The sequence below is a fragment of the Ruminococcus sp. 1001713B170207_170306_F1 genome, from assembly GCF_015668065.1.
GTDB classification, from domain to species: Bacteria; Bacillota; Clostridia; order Lachnospirales; family Lachnospiraceae; genus Blautia_A; species Blautia_A faecis.
The window spans coordinates 79,836-98,286 of the sequence record NZ_JADPEX010000017.1 but is presented as its reverse complement, the minus strand read 5'-3'; the positions used below and the strand labels follow the sequence as shown (position 1 = coordinate 98,286).

The following is an 18,451-nucleotide window of genomic DNA, read 5'->3' as shown; positions in this document are numbered from 1 at the left end:
GTTACTGTTTCTTTCTTCCCTTTCCAGTAACCAGCGATTTTGCAATGTATATTCGCAAGCCGCGCATTTCAGGAGCGGTTTTAGTGGAGGCGAGATCCATGACTTACGAAGACTTAGGCGCGAAGGCTCTCCTGAGCGTCTTAGTCGCAGTTAGTCATTAGCTTGCCGGAACGTTGCGACGCGCGGCGGTGAATATACATTGTGAAATCGCGTCCGGGATAATGACCAACACATTAAATAACAAAAACGCCAACCTGCAAATTTTCCCTTGCAGGCTGGCGCCGAAATTTCTTATATATAATTTATGCCAGTAAAGTCTTACCAATAAAGTAAACCAAAACCAGCGCACCGAGTACGATTCTGTACCATCCAAATGCCTTGAAATCATGTTTCTTGATATAGCCCATCAGGAACTTGATTGCCAGGATGGAAACTACAAACGCTACCACCATACCGATCACCAGGATCAGCACCTCTGTACCGGTAAATCCAAAACCGAATTTCACAAGCTTCAGAAGGCTGGCTCCGAACATAACCGGGATTCCAAGGAAGAAGGTGAACTCAGCTGCAACAGTACGGGAAGTACCAACCAGGATTCCTCCAATGATGGTAGAACCAGATCTGGATGTTCCTGGAATAACGGAAAGCACCTGAAAACAGCCGATGAGAAACGCCGTCTTGAAAGATAAATCTTCCAGACTTGTGCACTGCGGCTCTCTGCCTTTATTATAGTTTTCCACAATAATAAACAGAACACCGTAGACGATCAGTGCAATGGCAACAACCACATAGTTATTAAAATGTTCTTCAATGAAATCATCAAACGGAAGTGCGATCACAATGGTCGGCAGACATGCTACCACAATCTTAAACCACAGCACCCATTTCTCTTTATCGCAGAAGCGCTCCACAAAATTCAGGATCACCTGTGCCCATTTGGGCTTCTTCGCAATAGCCATCTGGGTTCTTCTTGGAAGCTTCTTTATGTAAAAAGGCCACAGCTTATTCCAATACAAAACAACAACTGCAAGGATGGCTCCAAGCTGGATCACAACCAGAAATACGTCCATAAAATCCTGTGAAACATTCAGATGAATAAATTCATCAACCAGGATCATATGCCCGGTGCTGCTGATAGGGAGCCACTCAGTAATTCCCTCAACAATACCCAGGAAAATTACCTTTAAAAGTTCGATAATATCCATTTCTACCCCTTTCTAACTTCAACAAAATGAGGACGGAGACCTGAACTTCTCCGTCCTCTTTAGTATATTACACAACTTTGCTTTCGTAAACTTGTATTTTGCATTTTTCGCAAAATTTAGCCTTTGTTTGTTACTGTTCACTGGTAACGTTCCGCGAGGCGTTTTTTGTGAACAAAGTTCACAGAAAACCCGAGAATTGCGGCGCGAAATCATGCGAATGCATGATTTCTGTGCATCGCGAAGCGCGTTACTGTGAACGGAGTGAACAGTAACCTTTGTTTAATGTCTTAGAGCATGTTTATTACCTTCTTGCAATAGTCGCAATATCAATCAGGCTCAGCTTGTTAGCATCTGTGTTTTCCAGACTTGTTACCAGAGCCTCTGCAGTATCAAGGCTGGTAAGAACATTTACACCTGTCTCAATAGCATTACGTCTGATCACGAAACCATCCTTCTGATGCTCAACACCCTGGGATGGGATATCAATAACCACATCAATCTTATGACCAAGGATCAAGTCCATAAGGTTCGGTGCCGGCTGCTCCAGCTTGTTGGTACGGATCACCTTAACACCATGCTCTTTCAGAGTATTGGCAGTTCCTCTTGTGGCATAGATACGGTATCCAAGTGCCTCAAATCTCTTAGCGATCGGTACAGCGTCCTCCTGCTCTTCCGGTCTTACAGTCATAATCATGTTCTTATACTTCGGCAGACGAATTCCAGCTCCAAGGAATGCTTTGTAAAGAGCCTCATTGAAGGTCTCTGCAATACCAAGGCACTCACCGGTAGATTTCATCTCCGGTCCAAGGCTGATATCAGCGCCGCGGATCTTCTCGAAGGAGAATACCGGCATCTTGATGGCAATGTGTTTTGCCTCTGGCTGAAGACCAGGCTCATAGCCCATATCTTTCAGTTTGTATCCAAGGATTACCTTGGTTGCCAGCGGTACAATCGGGATTCCGGTAACTTTGCTGATGTAAGGTACGGTACGGCTGGAACGTGGATTAACCTCGATTACATATACATCATCCCCAAGAACGATGAACTGGATATTGATCATACCCACTACATGAAGTGCTCTTGCAAGACGTCTGGTGTACTCTGCAATAGTCTCTTTGGCTTTCTCGCTGATGGTTCTTGCCGGATATACGGAAATACTGTCACCGGAGTGGATTCCGGCACGCTCAATATGCTCCATAATACCAGGAATCAGGATGTCCTCGCCATCGCAAACGGCATCAACCTCGATTTCTTTTCCCATCAGGTACTTGTCAACAAGAATCGGATGCTCCTGTGCAATCTGGTTGATCACACCAATGTACTCTTCCACATCCTCATCGCTTACAGCAATTCTCATGCCCTGTCCGCCAAGTACGTAGGAAGGACGAACCAGAACCGGATAGCCCAGCTCATTTGCTGCTTTCTTCGCCTCTTCTGCGGTAAATACAGTGTGTCCCTTCGGTCTCGGAATCTGACATTTCTCCAGGATTTCATCGAACAGCTCACGGTCCTCAGCAGCGTCTACATTCTCAGCAGATGTTCCAAGGATCTTTACGCCCATCTTGGTAAGGGCTTCTGTCAGCTTGATGGCGGTCTGTCCACCGAACTGTACAACAGCTCCGTCCGGTTTCTCAATATTTACAATATTCTCAACATCTTCCGGTGTAAGAGGCTCGAAATACAGTTTATCTGCAATATCAAAGTCTGTACTAACTGTCTCTGGGTTGTTGTTGATAATGATAGTTTCATATCCTTCTTTTGCAAAAGCCCAGGTACAGTGTACAGAGCAGAAGTCAAACTCAATACCCTGTCCAATACGGATCGGGCCGGAGCCAAGTACCAGGATCTTTTTCTTATCCGGTGTGGCAATTGCCTCATTCTCAGTGCCTTCATCACCATATACAGAATAGTAATATGGAGTTGCAGCTGCAAACTCTGCTGCACAGGTATCTACCATCTTATAAGCAGCCTTGATACCGTAATCTGCACGAAGATCTTTGATCTCTTCTTCTGTTTTGCCTGTAAGACGGGCAATGATGTAGTCCGGGAACTCCATACGTTTTGCTTCCAAAAGAAGCTCTTTGGTAAGTTTTCTGTTCTTCAGGGCATTTTCCATTCCAACAAGGATTGCCAGCTTGTCAATGAACCAGATGTCGATCTGGGTAATGTCATGAAGCATGGACTGCGGCATACCACGGCGGATTGCTTCTGCAATCTTCCAGATTCTGCGGTCGTCCACGATTGCCAGCTCATCCAGCAGTTCCTCATCTGTAAGCTGTGTAAAATCGTAAGACATCAGACTGTCAACATGCTGCTCCAAGGAACGGATTGCTTTCATAAGAGCACCCTCAAAGTTATGGCAGATACTCATAACCTCACCGGTAGCTTTCATCTGAGTGGTAAGGGTTCTCTTAGCTGTGATAAATTTATCAAATGGAAGTCTCGGGATCTTAACAACACAGTAGTCAAGCATCGGCTCGAAACTTGCGTATGTTTTTCCAGTGATGGCATTTGGGATCTCATCCAGTGTATATCCAAGTGCGATCTTCGCTGCAACCTTTGCGATCGGGTAACCAGTTGCCTTACTTGCAAGTGCAGAGGAACGGCTTACACGAGGGTTAACCTCGATAACACAGTATTCGAAGCTGTCTGGTTTCAGTGCGTACTGAACGTTACATCCGCCTGTAATTCCAAGCTCTGTGATAATGTTCAGGGCAGAGGTACGGAGCATCTGGTACTCTTTGTCTCCAAGAGTCTGGGACGGAGCAACTACGATGGAGTCTCCTGTGTGGACACCAACCGGGTCAATGTTCTCCATGTTGCAGACAGTGATGCAGTTTCCTGCACTGTCACGCATTACCTCATACTCGATTTCTTTCCAGCCTGCGATACAGCGCTCTACCAGAACCTCTCCAACACGGGAAAGACGAAGACCATTCTCCAGGATCTCACGAAGCTCGTATTCATTGTGGGCAATTCCGCCGCCGCTTCCGCCAAGGGTGTAAGCAGGACGAAGAACAACCGGATAGCCAATGGTATTGGTAAATGCAAGACCATCCTCTACTGTGGTAACGACCTTGGAGGCTGCAACCGGCTCGCCGATTTTCTCCATGGTATCTTTGAATTCCTGACGATCCTCAGCTTTCTTAATGGTCTGGGCTGTAGTACCGATCAGTCTTACATTATGTTCTTTCAGGAAGCCTTTCTCATCCAGCTCCATGGCAAGGTTCAGACCTGCCTGACCGCCCAGGGTAGGAAGAACGCTGTCTGGCTTCTCTTTCAGGATCAGCTGCTCTACCACTTCTACGGTAAGAGGCTCAATGTAAACACGGTCTGCAATATCTTTATCTGTCATGATTGTAGCCGGATTGGAGTTCAGAAGAACAACCTCCAGACCTTCTTCTTTCAGGGAACGGCAGGCCTGTGTTCCTGCGTAGTCAAACTCTGCTGCCTGGCCGATGATGATCGGACCTGAACCAATAACAAGTACTTTTTTAATGTCTTTATTTCTTGGCATTATTTATTTCCTCCCATCATATCCATAAATCTGTCAAACAGGTAACTGGAATCCTGCGGTCCCGGGCATGCCTCCGGATGGAACTGTACAGTAAAAATATTCTTTCCAACGTATGCCATTCCTTCGTTTGTTCCGTCATTTACGTTCACAAATGCAGGATGAGCAATGTTTTTCTCCTCAAGGTCCTTGGCATCTACTACGTAGCCATGATTCTGGGAAGAGATGTAAACTCTGCCTGTTGTAAGGTCTTTTACCGGATGGTTTCCACCACGGTGACCATATTTCATCTTATAGGTATCTCCGCCTGTTGCAAGTGCCATCAGCTGATGTCCAAGACAGATTGCAAAAATCGGAACATCGGAATCGTAAAGTTTCTTTACTTCTTTAATAATAGAAGTGCATTCTTTCGGGTCTCCAGGGCCATTGCTGAGCATGATTCCGTCCGGATGATCTCCAAGGATCTCCTCGGCCGGTGTAAGAGCCGGGTAAATAGTTACCTGACATCCGCGCTTATTCAGGGAACGGGCAATATTACGTTTCGCACCAAAATCCATGAGGGCTACCTTCGGACCATTTCCAGGAAGGATTTCTTTCTCACGGCAGGTTACTTTTTCCACTACTTTACCAGTTGTATATGCTTTTAACTTGGGGAGAATTGCGTTTAAGTCATAATTTTCATCCACTGTGATCATACCGTTCATGGTACCTTTCTCACGGAGGATCTTGGTAAGAGCTCTGGTGTCGATTCCTGCGATTCCAGGAATATCATGCTTGGTCAAGAAATGCTGAATGGTGTCAACGCTTCTGAAATTGCTTGGAACACGGGATAATTCACGTACGATAAATGCGTCGATCCACGGTCTGGTGGATTCCTGGTCATCATAACAGATTCCGTAATTTCCTATTAATGGATAGGTCATGCATACCGCCTGTCCTGCGTAAGACGGGTCTGTCATTACTTCCAGATAACCGGTCATGGAAGTATTAAAAACGATCTCGCTGATGACTTCCCTTGCAGAACCAATGCTGGTTCCTGTAAATACATGGCCATCTTCTAATATCAGAAATGCTTTCATACAATCTCCCTTTCTTATGTCATTTTCTTTCTTATTTTATCCTAAATCTTCAAGATTGTATCATAGCAAAATGCTTTTTTCAACAAAATATGAGCAAAAAAAAATTCTGTTGTGCTGAAAAAAATTGCACAACAGAAAAAAGCTACTGGATCCGAGTCTGAATAAAAGAGACATCCTGTGCCTCACAGCCAACCTTATACGCAACTCTGGCATTCGTAACAAAAGAAAAAAAATAATGCAGGAGATGGGACTTGAACCCACACGATCTTGCGACCACAGGCACCTGAAGCCTGCGCGTCTGCCAATTCCGCCACTCCTGCATTTCTTATGTTTCAATCGCTCTCTCGCGACTGCTTGATTATAATACAACACATTCAGTCAAATGTCAACACTAATTTTCAAAAAAATTTGAAAAATTTAAAAAATATATTTTTGTATCTTTTAGGATTCCGGCATAGATTTGTTCTTAGTCCGTTTTGGTCTTTTTAACTATTCCAGGGGAACCGCAATTTATAATGAAATCAACCGTTATCCACCTGTGGCTGACGGCTGATACTATTTATACTTTTACACCAGAGAAATGAAATATGACGTACAAAAGAATCAGAGAGCTGCGGGAAGATCATGATCTGACACAGAAATACATGGCTCACTATCTCAATGTGATCCAGCGTACCTACTCACGTTATGAACGAGGGGAAAGAATCATCCCTCCTGATGTCTTATGCAAAATTGCAGACTTCTATAATGTAAGTGTAGATTATCTGCTGGAACGCACAGATACAAAGCAGCCTTATCCTCCCTCACTGCTCTCCAGAAAAACAAAAGACACCTAGCGCACTGTGCCAGGTGTCTTTTGTTTTCTGTCTCAGATTATTTTTTCCTATATGAAAATAAATTTCCTGCTGCCCACAGAATAGTACCTGCAGCAATACATACGTCAGACAGATTAAATACGATCTTACGAATTTCTTTGTTCTTCACATTCAGGCTCACATAATCTGTAACATATCCTTTATTTCGACGGTCTGTGTAGTTGGACATTCCACCACCCAGGATCATGGCAAGACCGACTCTGCTAAGCTTATTTCCGCCGTGGAGAAGCTGGTGCCAGTATTCCCCTGCCACACAACCCATACCGGCTGCTGCAAGCTCCTGGCAATTCTCCCTGCCGATTTTTACCTTACCAAGAATCTTATCTTTATTGTGACAGTTCCGAAGGAGCAGTCTGCCTCCCAGTACTTCTTCTTTGCTTCCCTGAAGGCGGGTACAGTCAATATGTTCTTTTATCTTATAATCCAGCAGAAAGATTCCGCCGGCAATTGTTAGCGAAAGCATAGATGCTGCCTCCTTATTTATCCGGAAAATCCTGACCACTTTTCTCAGTTTCTGTTGAGACCTTTTCTTCCTCTGTACCTGCCTCATTCTCTGCCTGCTTCTCTTCTGTCTCTTCTACAGGTTCTGCAGTCTCAGTGTCCACCACATCACCCTCAGCTTTCTCCGGTTCCGGAGTCGGGCATACAGAGCCACAATATGGACAAAAGGAGACACTTCTGTCTACAGATTTTCCACATGCCGGACAGATTTTCCGTCCCTTCATCTCCGCTGCTGCATCCTTATATCCGTCAATAATATCCAGATGCTGCTCAATCTCTTCGCAGAACCCTTTAAGAGCTTCTTCTACTTCTGCACCTTCTTTGTACTTTTCAAAGATCACATTTCCAATGTCTGCTTTCAGTTTCTGTACCATCTGCTCTTCACTAGAAATCTTGCTTCTGATCTTCTGCGCCTCATAAAGCTGACCGGCTTTTTTTCCAAGATCCTTGGTTGTCCTTGTAATTGTGTCACTTAACTCGTCAAAAAAATCACGTGCCATAATACCATCTCCTTTTCATATAAAAAGTGTTGTAACTATTCAGTACTTTTACGGCTAAAAGCTGTCTCCTGAACAGCTGCAAAGTGATGAAACACCTGTTTCCCTGTCTACTGAGCCATCCCGATCAGGGGAATTTCCTGTCCGCGAAGCAGGATTCTCGGACCGCCTGTACCTTCAATATATTCTCTGGTAATGATCACCTGTCCAATACTGTCATCTTTCGGAATCTCATACATGATATCCAGCATATATTCCTCCAGAATAGCGCGAAGACCTCTGGCTCCAGTGTGCTTCTCCAGTGCCTTGGCCGCAATCGCGTGAAGCGCATCCTCCTCATAATCCAGCTTCACCTCATCCAGGGCAAGGAGCTTCTGATATTGTTTCAGAATTGCATTCTTCGGTTCCTTCAGAATCTGCACTAACATATCCTCATTCAGTCCGTCCAGTGTATATATAATCGGCAGACGTCCGATAAATTCCGGAATCATGCCAAATGCACGGATATCATCTACTGTTACCTTCTCCAGAATATGTGGATCATTGTCATATTTGTCCTTCAGGTCTGCGTAAAAGCCGATAGATGCCTGCTTATTCAGTCTCTCCTTGATAATATTCTCCAGATCCGGGAATGCCCCTCCACAGATAAACAGAATATTTCTGGTATTTACCGTTACCATAGGAACCATGGCATTTTTGCTGTTGGCTCCGACCGGCACCTCTACCTCGCTTCCCTCCAGAAGCTTCAAAAGTCCCTGCTGAACCGCTTCACCGCTTACATCACGCTGATTGGTGTTCTTTTTCTTGGCCAGCTTGTCAATCTCATCAATAAAGACAATCCCATGCTCTGCTTTCTCCACATCATTATCTGCTGCAGCAAGAAGCTTGGAGATCACACTCTCAATATCGTCACCAATATAGCCTGCCTCTGTAAGAGAAGTAGCATCTGCAATAGCCAGCGGCACGTCCAGAAGTCTGGCAAGAGTTTTTACCAGGTAGGTCTTTCCGCATCCGGTAGGTCCGATCATCAGCATATTGGACTTCTCTATCTCAATCTCATCCATAGTGTCTGTAGCCACACGCTTATAATGATTATAGACAGCAACAGACATTACTTTCTTGGCTCTCTCCTGACCAATTACATATTCGTCAAGGCTTGCCTTGATCTTATGTGGTGCCGGGATCTTCTTAAGATCAATCTCTGGCCTGGCATCTTCTTTTTTCTTCTTTACTTTCTTCGGACGAGGAATTGCATCCTGAATACTGCCAAGATTGATCATACTCACATTAGGCATATTAAGAAGATCGTTCAGATTCAGTCCGTTATTCATCTGCTGGGTCATGGTGTCAAAGCTTTTCTGCATACAATCATTACAGATATGTATATTGTTAGGAAGCTCGATCATTTTGCCTGCCTGGCTCTCCGGACGATGACAGAGAAAACAGAATTTCTCATAATCGCTGTCATCTTCGTGATCATCGTTCTTCTCTGTTATATCGCCATCGATGATTTCGTCTTTTTCATCGTCAAAATGTTCAGTCATATAATTATTTCCTTTCCTGCTGCTGTTATCAGGCTGACCAGCAGTCTTTCCTATCTTATGTAAAAATCATTTTTGTTTTCTTATTGTACCATACTTTTCTCTGATTTAGAAATTAACTTTTTATAAAATGTGAAAAGGGGAGCCTTATCAGCTCCCCTTGCATATTACTGATTACCATCCGGTCTTGCACTCAATGTAACAGTTACTGTCGATTCCTCATACTCTCCGTTATTTAACCGTGCCACCTCAATTTCGATTTCTTCACCAGCTGAATAATACTGAAGCTTATCGTTGATATCAGCCTTACTTGAAACCTTCTGGCCATCCAGCTTGGTAATAATATCACTTTTCTGGATTCCGGCATTATCTGCTGCCTCTCCCGGATACACATCCATAACAAATGCACCAGATGGCATATTATACATCTGGATTGCTTCTCTGGAAAGATCGGCGAATTTAACTCCCAGATAGCCAATCTGTGACTCATCTGAAACTTTATCCCTTGTCTTACGATTCATAAGTTCTTCCAGAATGGGCTGTGCCTTGGAAATCGGAATGGCATATCCGGTTCCCTCTATACTGCTTGATGCAATTTTGGCACAGTTAATTCCAATCAATTCTCCCTGCATATTTAAAAGGGCACCACCACTGTTGCCAGGATTAATTGCTGCATCTGTCTGGATCAGCTCCTCATAAGTATTGGAATCGGACTGAACAGTGCGATCCAGGGCACTTACCCAGCCAGATGTTACAGTCTGACCATAACCAAGTGCATTACCAATGGCAACCACCTGCTCACCAACAGCAAGATCATCCGAATTGCCAAGCTGGGCAATTTTAATCTGGCTCATGGTTTCTTCCGGAATGTCACTTTTTTCAACTGCAATCACCGCAAGGTCTGTATCCTCGTCAGTTCCTTTTATCTTTGCGGAAACTGCACCATCAATATTCAAGTCTCCATTTCCATTTATATAATTCTCAGTTTCCTGTTCTGCACTTACCACATCACTTCCGATAAAGCAGACACTCAGTGTAGTAGCGCCCTCCACTACATGATTGTTGGTAGCAATGAGAAGTTCATCATCATTCTCTCCGACAATAATACCAGAACCGCTTCCTGTACTGGGATATTCCATTCCATAGCCGAAAAAGCTGCGAATTTCCTGCATGCTTACTGAAGTGATTGCCACGACTGAGGGCATTGCAGCCTGGGCAACCCCTGCAACGGGACCTTTTTCATTTGCTACGATTTCTGCATTGATGCCTTCGCCTGCATCTGTGCTTTCTTCTGCCGTGGTACTGGCAGATGCTGAAGAAGTAAGTGTCTCTGCAGACCCTACTGCAGTCTGAGTTTCTTTCTTAAAATATTTATCCGACACCATATTCACTGCCTGAAATACCAGACCTGCCACCAGACCAAAAATCACAGCCAGCGTAATAGTATTTCCTGCTTTCCTTCCAAAACCGGAAGATGCTGCCTTATCATTATGAAGTCTGTGATGTCTTCCTTTCTTTTTTTCCTCAGGCTTCTTCTCCTGTTCATCAACCTGATAATGCGCATATCTGGGTTCCGAAGATTGGGACTCAAAACCGCTGTCTTTGGATGAATTTCCGGAAGTATCTGAATTATTGCTGGAAGCGTAATAATTTCCATTGTCTGTGCTTCCTGCACCATCTGAATTTCTGCTGCTGGTATATTTGTAATGATAAGTTACATTTTCATTCAATTCATCTTCGGGGGCCGCTGTCTGATCCGATGCAGCCGATCCGGATTCATCTGTATTCTCTGGCTGTTGGGAGCTGCCATCCATTTTCTCTGGCTCCTGTCCCCAATTCCATTCATCACTCATTTTCTGCTCCCTTCTATGTTCATAAACAGTGCTGCTGTTCACGTTGGAATCTGCAGCATTCTGTAACATTTTCTTTTATTTATGATACAAGTTTAGCAAGCAATTGTGTTGAAAATGTGATAGATTCATTAAGAAAAGGTGACACGAAAAAAAGTGTCACCTTTCATAGCCACAGTCCCTATTCACGAAGTGCATAACTGTAAAAACACTGAACAGTTACTCGTTTTTCCAATATTCACGGTTCATAGTACAAAACAAAATCACCTTTTTCGGCAGCTTTTTATATCTTTTTCCAAGAAAATATCCCATATATTTGAAGCCACTTTGCCCTGCCAGCTTGGGAACCAGCCAGATATGCCCTGTTTTTATAAGATAAGCCAGGCTCTTTTTCACAAGGCGAAGTCCCTCTCCCTCTGATGGTACTCCCTCAAAAATCTCCGGATGATCTGCCTGGGAAACACCCAGATCAAAATTCCGGTGAAACTGCTGTCTGCATGAATAATTGTGTGAATGGATCACACAGGCATCTGCAGCATAGGCAATTCCATATCCCCGCTTTGCCATAGTTCCTGCATAGATCATGTCTTCATTAAAAATAGCTTTTTTTACAAAACCGCCAATTTTCTCATAAATACTTTTCTTATAAGCTGCACACACATTGGAGCAAAAATAAGTTTTTATTCCATATATGCCAGTATCTTTTTCCCATTTTATAGAAGAAGTTTCCGGATAATTAAATCTTCTGGTGTATTTTTCCAGGTAAGCACAGTCCTCCCGAGCCAGCTGTCTTGCGTAGGCAGCTCCAACTTTGGAATTTTCCTGCAGTGGACGGATCAGATTTCCAATCAGATTTCTGTCTGCCGGAACTGCATCCTGAGTCATAAATACCATAATATCTGAATCAGACAGTCTTGCTCCCCGGCATCTGGTTCCACCGTGGTCAAAATCCGCCTTTTTTAAATGTACCACGTTCACTTTTGGAAATTTTTTCTCCCAGGCCGTGTTCCAGAATTTCTCTTCTGTATTCATAACAAGAATTTTTTCCACTGGATAATTCTGTGTGGAAAGAGAATCCAACAACTTCTCAAATTCTTTTCCCGGACGGTATGCAGGAATAATTACGTCAACTGTTTCCATAGTATCTCTCCTCTTTCAGGCTCTGCACGAATAAATATACTTTTGCAATATGGTAACACTGCTGGCAGAGCGCACATCCTTTTCGCGAAAAAGGGACCACTTCCTTTCGGATGGTCCCTTTAAATTTTCAATCATGGAATATTTATCTACTGATCAATATCCGCTTCCATCTTCGAAACCGCCATCGCCGGAGCTGTCTCCACTATAATCTCCGCCGCTGTAGTCTCCTCCATTATCGTAACTGCTGCCAGAATCACTTCCACTGTCATAACTGCCATCGCTATAATCGCCGCTATCGTCTCCACTATAGTCGTTTCCGCTGTCATAGCTATTGTCGTAGCTGTTATCATAGCTGTTGTCGTAGCTGTTATCATAGCTATTGTCGTAATCGCTTCCACCATAATCGTTGTAATCATAGTTTCCGCTTCCGTCACCCTGCCATACAATATCAGAAGAATTTCCTGCTTCATTACTTGCAATCGGAGACTGGTCAACCAAGGTATCTGCACCGCCTACAAGCTCAATGATCCGGGCATTCGCCTCCACAATGTTCTGTGACGGCTGGTAATTCTCATCAGCACCATACAGAAACTTATGAAGTTCCTTTACATTATCCTCCAGCGTGTCTGCAACAACCATGCTGGCCTTCTTCACATCCGCAAATTTGTACTTGGCTGGGAAACCGGTAGTATCTGCAATGTTATACCCCATCAGCGTCGGAATCAGGTTCAGAATCTCAGTCTTCGTGATGGATGTGGAAATCATAGGAAATACCTCGTCCATAATATTGAAAATGGTGGTAATTCCTGCTGCCTTTGCTTTGTCAACCATCATTCCGATCACACGGCGCTGACGCTCAGTACGTCCCATATCCATGCTTGCAGTGTAACGGATACGACAGTAAGAAACTGACTGTACACCATTCAGATGGTATGTTCCAAGGATTTCCTCCTCGTTCTCCGGCTTGGGATCCGGCAGTTCTACTGGCGTGTAGCTTTTGCCGGTCTCCTGGGAAGTTTCTATACAATAGTCATTCATAAACACCATTTCCGCATAGGAAAGAGGAATATCAAGACCGCCAAGTGCATCTATTGCAGCTACCATTGCATTAAAATTAACAGTTACGTAATCCGTAATTTTCAGGTCAAGCATGGTATTCAGCATGGAAATAGCCTGTTCCGGACCACCATATGCGTAAGCAGCATTTGCCTTGGTATAAGTATCATTTCCAATATCCAGAAGAGTATCACGATATACGGAAGCAAGCTTCACCTCTTTGGTATCATTATTAATACTTGCAATGATAATGGTATCACTGTTCTGTGCATCAAGCGCAGCATTCTTGGAACGCTGGTCGATTCCGAAAAGTGCATAAGTTGTATAGCCAGACATCTGTGGTGCTGTCACATTCGTAACAATCTTGCTCTCATCCAGCTGAGGTGTCTCAATCTTGTTCAATCTGGAATCAATCTGTCCATATACATACAATCCGCCAATAAACAGCAAAAGACAGATAATTTCCACAATAAACAAAGCAGTCCTCTTTTTTCTACCAGGTCTTGCCATTTTTCTTTCCTTTCTCAATACGCATTCTTATTAATGAATCCTTTAAAGATCGTCATAAACATTATCTTGATATCAAGCCCTACAGTCCAGTTCTCGATATAGTAAAGATCACACTCAATCCTCTTGCGGATGGAAGTGTCACCTCTGTATCCGTTTACCTGTGCCCATCCGGTCAGCCCGGGTCTTACCTGGTGCTTCACCATATATCTCGGAATCTCTTCACGGAACTTTTCCACAAAAAATGGTCTCTCAGGTCTTGGCCCTACCAGACTCATATCTCCCTTTAAAATATTAAAAAGCTGGGGAAGTTCATCAAGGCTGGTTCTTCGCATAAATCTGCCGATTGCTGTAACCCTGGGATCATTTTTTACTGTCCATGCTTTCTTCTCCTCTGCCTCCGGCTGAATCTCCATAGAACGGAATTTATACATCCAGAAAGTCTGATTATGGAGGCCCACACGTTCCTGCCGATAGATCAGCGGACCAGGAGAAGTGAGCTTTATCAGCGCACACAATACCAGCATGATCGGCGACGCCACAATGATTCCAATAATGGAGCCACAAATATCCATTATTCTTTTTATCATGGCATTAAAAGTATTACTAAGGGGAACATACCGGATATTGATCACCGGAAGTCCCAGAATATCCTCTGTATATGGTTTCGTAGGAATAATCTTATTATAATCCGGAATAAATTTTGTATGCACTCCTGATTTCTCACAAAGTGCTACAATCTCCTCCAGTCGATAATATTCACTTAATCCCAGTGTAATCGCAATCTCGTCAAGCCTGCTCTCCGGCAGGATCACGTTCAGATTGGCAATTCTTCCGATCACCTTGACGCCTTTATACATGGTACCTGCAGTAATATTGTCATCCAGAATGCCTCTTACCACATATCCCCACTGAGGGTTCTGCTGAATGCGGTCAATATACTCTTCTGCTGCCCGGCTGTACCCAACCAGCACTACCTGTTTCTGGTTCAGTCCTTTCTTTCGCATTTTGCGCAGGCTGTAGAAAATGAACATTCTTGCTCCCCAGCTTGCCACAATGCAGATTCCATAAAACATATACAGTACAGAACGGGAAATATCGCCTTCTTCAATGGTATACAAAATAAATGTAGTGATCAGAATACCAAGAGAATTGGCTTTTACAATATTAGACAGCACAAGACGTCTTCCCTGCATCCGCATTGGTTCATACAGTGAAAACGCATGATACAGCAGAATATATGCCGGCAGGATAAATACCAGTGCAGACATATACTGCTGGAAGCTTCTGGCCCGGACAGCATTTGCTGCAAAAGGTCCGATAAATCTCAGCGCCCAGGCAAACATATAAGATAACGTAATTACACAGGCATCTATAACGACATGGAGCCGACTGAAGTTCTTCTGATTATCTTTAATCAATCTCTGCCACCTCTGCCCTTCTTCACATGTTGCTGGGTCTGTCACTCACAGCAACCTTCACAAACCTGTTCCTGCTGCGCGTTTCATCCACATCTCACGCTTTAAGCACTATCTGGTCTGTGACTTTCTCTATCTTATAATAGATAAAACAGAATTGCAATAAATTCTTCATACATTAATGTGAAAAATAGTTACGAAATACTAACGAATCACTTCTGCACAAACTTTTTATACCATAAATCTGTAAATTATATTCCACCACAGTTCCAGCTGGATTCTGGCGTATCTTCCAAGATTTCTCATGTGGAACTTCACTTTTTTATTTCTATGACTGATCTGGAACCCATTTTTGATTCCTGCCACATACTCCCTGCCCATTCCCTTCTGGGAAAAAAACAGGATCTTCATGCCAAAGCCCGGCACCAGAAAAGGAAGATTCAAAATAATCTGAAGAACCGGCATATTTTTGTAGATCAGATAAATATTATTTCTTGAAGAATATCTGGTCTTAAACTGATTGTATCTGGATCCGCTTGTTCCGCTGCCTACATGATAGACCAGTGCAGCTGGCACATACCAGTTCTCATATCCAAAGATCCTGGCACGATAGCCCACATCAATATCTTCCAGATATGCAAAATGCTCTTCATCAAAATATCCGATTTTCTCAAAAACCTTCTTACGGTAAATAGCTGCGCCAGCGCATGAAGCAAATATCCGCCCTTCCTTCTCAAAGGAATGAATATCCTTTCCTTTGCCCCGGGCATATGCCCAGCCAAGAGCAGAATAATAATTTCCTGCATCATCCAGTTTATTCCGGTCATGATAACAGATCATCCTTGCACTGCAGGAGAAGGCCTTCTTATGACGCTTTATAGCTGCCAGCATTTCCCCTACAAAATTCTTATCTACTTCTGTATCGTTATTCAAAAGGAGCACATAAGGTGTCCGTGATGCATAAATCCCCTCATTTACAGCTCTTGAAAAGCCGAAATTATCTGGCAGCTCCACAATGTGTACCCAGGGAAAGTTCCCCATTACAAAGGCAACGCTTCCATCTGAGGATCCATTGTCCACCAGAATGGTCTCAAAATTCTGAAACGCCTGCTGCTCCAGGCTTGAAAGCACACCCTCCAGATATGCCATCCCATTATAATTGGGAATAATGACTGATACTTCCTGCATAATGTCTTCTTAGTCTTCCTCCTTTTTGCCGGTCATGCCCGGAAGTGGTCTTAAAGAATAATTCCACTTGGTCAGGGAAAGATTCTTATTATAATTGGGATCACCGTTCTTCAGAATATCGATCCAGTTACATCTCATATATTCGATTTCCCGCTGGAAACGTCTGACTTTCACCTCATTGTTCTCTGCTCCGCGGGTCTTGGATTCCATATGGTAAAGCCTTGCATAAGGATCATAAACCACCAGATAACCTGCTTTCGTAGTCTTCAGGCACAGATCCACATCGTTAAAGGCGACTGCAAGTTCTTCTGTGAAGCCGCCCACTTTGTCAAAAGCACTGCGCTTCATCATCATACAGGCTGCAGTTACAGCGCTCATATCCTGTAAAATAGACGCCTTGTGGAGATATCCGGTACGATCCGCAGGCATATCCACAAACATATGACCTGCAATTCCACCAATTCCGATCACACAGCCTGCGTGCTGGATGGTATTGTCCGGATAGATCAGTTTCACACCTACCGCTCCCACTTCTCTTCGCTGACACACCCCCAGCATTTCTCCCATCCAGTCCTCTGTAATGACCGTTACATCATTATTCAGAAAAAGGAGATATTCACCTCTGGCATTTTTAACCCCAAAGTTGTTGATCGCGGAATAGTTGAATTTCTTTTTCCAGCAGATCAGATGGATCCTGGGATCCTCTGAAATCTTCCTGTAATAATCAAAAATCTCATCTGTAGTGCTGTTATTCTCCACGATAATGATCTCATAATTGTCGTAGAGTGTGTTCTTCTTAATAGATTCCAGGCATTTCTCCAGAGTTTCCTTCTCGTCTTTATTGGGAATGATAATGGAAACAAGCGGATGTCCCTGTACCGGGTATTTCACTCTGTAAAATCCAAGATCCGGAGTATGGCTTACAGTGCCTTTTACTCCAGTCCTCTCAAGATGTGCCTCGATAGCACGTTTGCCTGCTTCAAAAGCGTACATCTTACTTGCAGGATTATCAGCAGTAGATGCCTTGTGGGTACGCCAATGGTACAAAATCTCCGGTACATGCACCACTTCCCTGGCTTTTTCCACACAACGGAAAATAAAATCATAGTCCTGTGCACCGTCAAATTCCCTGCGGAATCCGCCCACTTCTTCTACCAGCTGCCGCCGCACAACAAAAAAGTGACAAATATAGTTATTGGAACGAAGCAGATCAATATTAAAATCCGGCTTCAGGTGCGGCTGAAAATGCTCGTCCAGTTCAGCAGTTACCTTATCCTCATCTGTGTATACTGCATCCCCGTGCTCATGCTGGTTCAGTGCATTCACAACCTCGTAAAGAGCATTTGGCGCAAGAAGATCATCATGATCCAGAAGCCCCACAAATTCTCCCTTTGCCATGGCAAATGCAGCATTGGTGTTCTCTGCAATCCCTTTATTCTCAGTGAGTTCCTGCCAGCGTACTCTCCTGTCCCTGCTGCTGTATTCTTCCAGCACTTTTCTCATAGACTGATCTTCCGGACTTCCATTGGCAATGCAAAGCTCCCAGTCCTCATAGGTCTGTGCTTCCAGTGAATCGATCATCTGCCGCAAAAATAATTCCGGAGTACGATAAGCCGGAACTACCACGCTGATAAGAGGTGCGTAAGCAAATTTTTTCTTTCTTTGTTTGTCAAGGACCGTCTGGTCCGGCACATATGCCGCGTACCAGGGACCATAGGGGATCTCCTCCGGCTCAAAGCGCTCGTGCAGCCGTATCCAGAACTCCCTGGGACCATAATGTTTCAGATACAAAAGTCCCTTCTGGATCATGTAAGGAGATAATTTTTTGAAGAAACGAGACCACTGGATCCGTCCCTCTGATCCGTTTTTATCGCTCATATTAAAATCCTTTGCTTTTATAATGACCCTATTTTAACATTGAAGAAACAATTTTGCAAGGAAGCTGTAAAAGAAAGGTTGAATTGAACCACATTTTAGGATATGATTATATTTGTATTATATTTTTCTATTTTACAGGAAAAATATACTATATGTTATACTTGCAACAGAATTGTATCTGCACTGTCAGAAAGAGTGTTAC

13 protein-coding genes and 1 tRNA gene are annotated in these 18,451 nt (G+C 43.7%); 1 reads left to right on the top strand and 13 read right to left on the bottom strand.

Going from position 1 to position 18,451, the window contains the following annotated elements; translation table 11 throughout:
- Positions 1-302: 302 nt before the first annotated feature.
- The 4 genes from I4V84_RS11525 to I4V84_RS11510 all read right to left on the bottom strand — a co-directional run bounded on the left by I4V84_RS11525 (position 303) and on the right by I4V84_RS11510 (position 6,118).
- Complete coding sequence (locus I4V84_RS11525) at positions 303-1,205, bottom strand: undecaprenyl-diphosphate phosphatase (RefSeq protein ID WP_195992053.1); 903 nt, start codon at positions 1,203-1,205, stop codon at positions 303-305.
- Between the two features lie 301 nt (positions 1,206-1,506).
- Positions 1,507-4,722, bottom strand: a complete 3,216-nt coding sequence (gene carB / locus I4V84_RS11520; RefSeq protein ID WP_195992051.1) for a carbamoyl-phosphate synthase large subunit — start codon at positions 4,720-4,722, stop codon at positions 1,507-1,509.
- Positions 4,722-5,798, bottom strand: a complete 1,077-nt coding sequence (locus tag I4V84_RS11515) for a carbamoyl phosphate synthase small subunit (RefSeq protein ID WP_118584285.1) — start codon at positions 5,796-5,798, stop codon at positions 4,722-4,724. Before I4V84_RS11515 ends, carB begins: the two co-directional genes overlap by 1 nt.
- Before the next feature lie 236 nt (positions 5,799-6,034).
- Positions 6,035-6,118, bottom strand: a tRNA-Leu gene (locus I4V84_RS11510).
- 267 nt (positions 6,119-6,385) lie between these two features.
- On the opposite strand from I4V84_RS11510, the gene I4V84_RS11505 reads away from it, so the two are divergent.
- Positions 6,386-6,634: a helix-turn-helix transcriptional regulator gene (locus tag I4V84_RS11505; protein WP_118579639.1), complete on the top strand. Its 249-nt coding sequence runs from the start codon at positions 6,386-6,388 to the stop codon at positions 6,632-6,634.
- Positions 6,635-6,671: 37 nt separating this feature from the next.
- Here the strand turns inward: I4V84_RS11505 and I4V84_RS11500 are convergent, their stop codons facing one another.
- The 9 genes from I4V84_RS11500 to I4V84_RS11460 form a co-directional block, all read right to left on the bottom strand.
- Complete coding sequence (locus tag I4V84_RS11500) at positions 6,672-7,136, bottom strand: signal peptidase II (protein ID WP_195992042.1); 465 nt, start codon at positions 7,134-7,136, stop codon at positions 6,672-6,674.
- A 13-nt stretch (positions 7,137-7,149) separates the two neighbouring features.
- A complete protein-coding gene (locus I4V84_RS11495; RefSeq protein ID WP_195992040.1) occupies positions 7,150-7,674 on the bottom strand; it encodes a zinc ribbon domain-containing protein in 525 nt (174 codons plus the stop codon).
- Positions 7,675-7,781: 107 nt separating this feature from the next.
- The gene (clpX, locus tag I4V84_RS11490; RefSeq protein ID WP_118579648.1) at positions 7,782-9,215 is read right to left on the bottom strand and encodes an ATP-dependent Clp protease ATP-binding subunit ClpX; all 1,434 of its coding nucleotides are present in this window, start codon (positions 9,213-9,215) and stop codon (positions 7,782-7,784) included.
- Positions 9,216-9,379: 164 nt separating this feature from the next.
- Entirely contained in the window at positions 9,380-11,065 is a 1,686-nt protein-coding gene (locus I4V84_RS11485) for a trypsin-like peptidase domain-containing protein (protein WP_243284082.1), read from the bottom strand.
- Positions 11,066-11,281: 216 nt separating this feature from the next.
- Complete coding sequence (locus tag I4V84_RS11480; RefSeq protein ID WP_195992038.1) at positions 11,282-12,202, bottom strand: glycosyltransferase family 2 protein; 921 nt, start codon at positions 12,200-12,202, stop codon at positions 11,282-11,284.
- A 153-nt stretch (positions 12,203-12,355) separates the two neighbouring features.
- The gene (locus I4V84_RS11475) at positions 12,356-13,768 is read right to left on the bottom strand and encodes an LCP family protein (RefSeq protein WP_118579654.1); all 1,413 of its coding nucleotides are present in this window, start codon (positions 13,766-13,768) and stop codon (positions 12,356-12,358) included.
- 14 nt (positions 13,769-13,782) lie between these two features.
- Positions 13,783-15,186, bottom strand: a complete 1,404-nt coding sequence (locus tag I4V84_RS11470) for an undecaprenyl-phosphate glucose phosphotransferase (protein WP_148461723.1) — start codon at positions 15,184-15,186, stop codon at positions 13,783-13,785.
- 228 nt (positions 15,187-15,414) lie between these two features.
- The gene (locus I4V84_RS11465) at positions 15,415-16,371 is read right to left on the bottom strand and encodes a glycosyltransferase family 2 protein (protein WP_148461724.1); all 957 of its coding nucleotides are present in this window, start codon (positions 16,369-16,371) and stop codon (positions 15,415-15,417) included.
- A gap of 9 nt (positions 16,372-16,380) precedes the next feature.
- The gene (locus I4V84_RS11460) at positions 16,381-18,249 is read right to left on the bottom strand and encodes a glycosyltransferase family 2 protein (protein ID WP_195992036.1); all 1,869 of its coding nucleotides are present in this window, start codon (positions 18,247-18,249) and stop codon (positions 16,381-16,383) included.
- Positions 18,250-18,451: the final 202 nt, after the last annotated feature.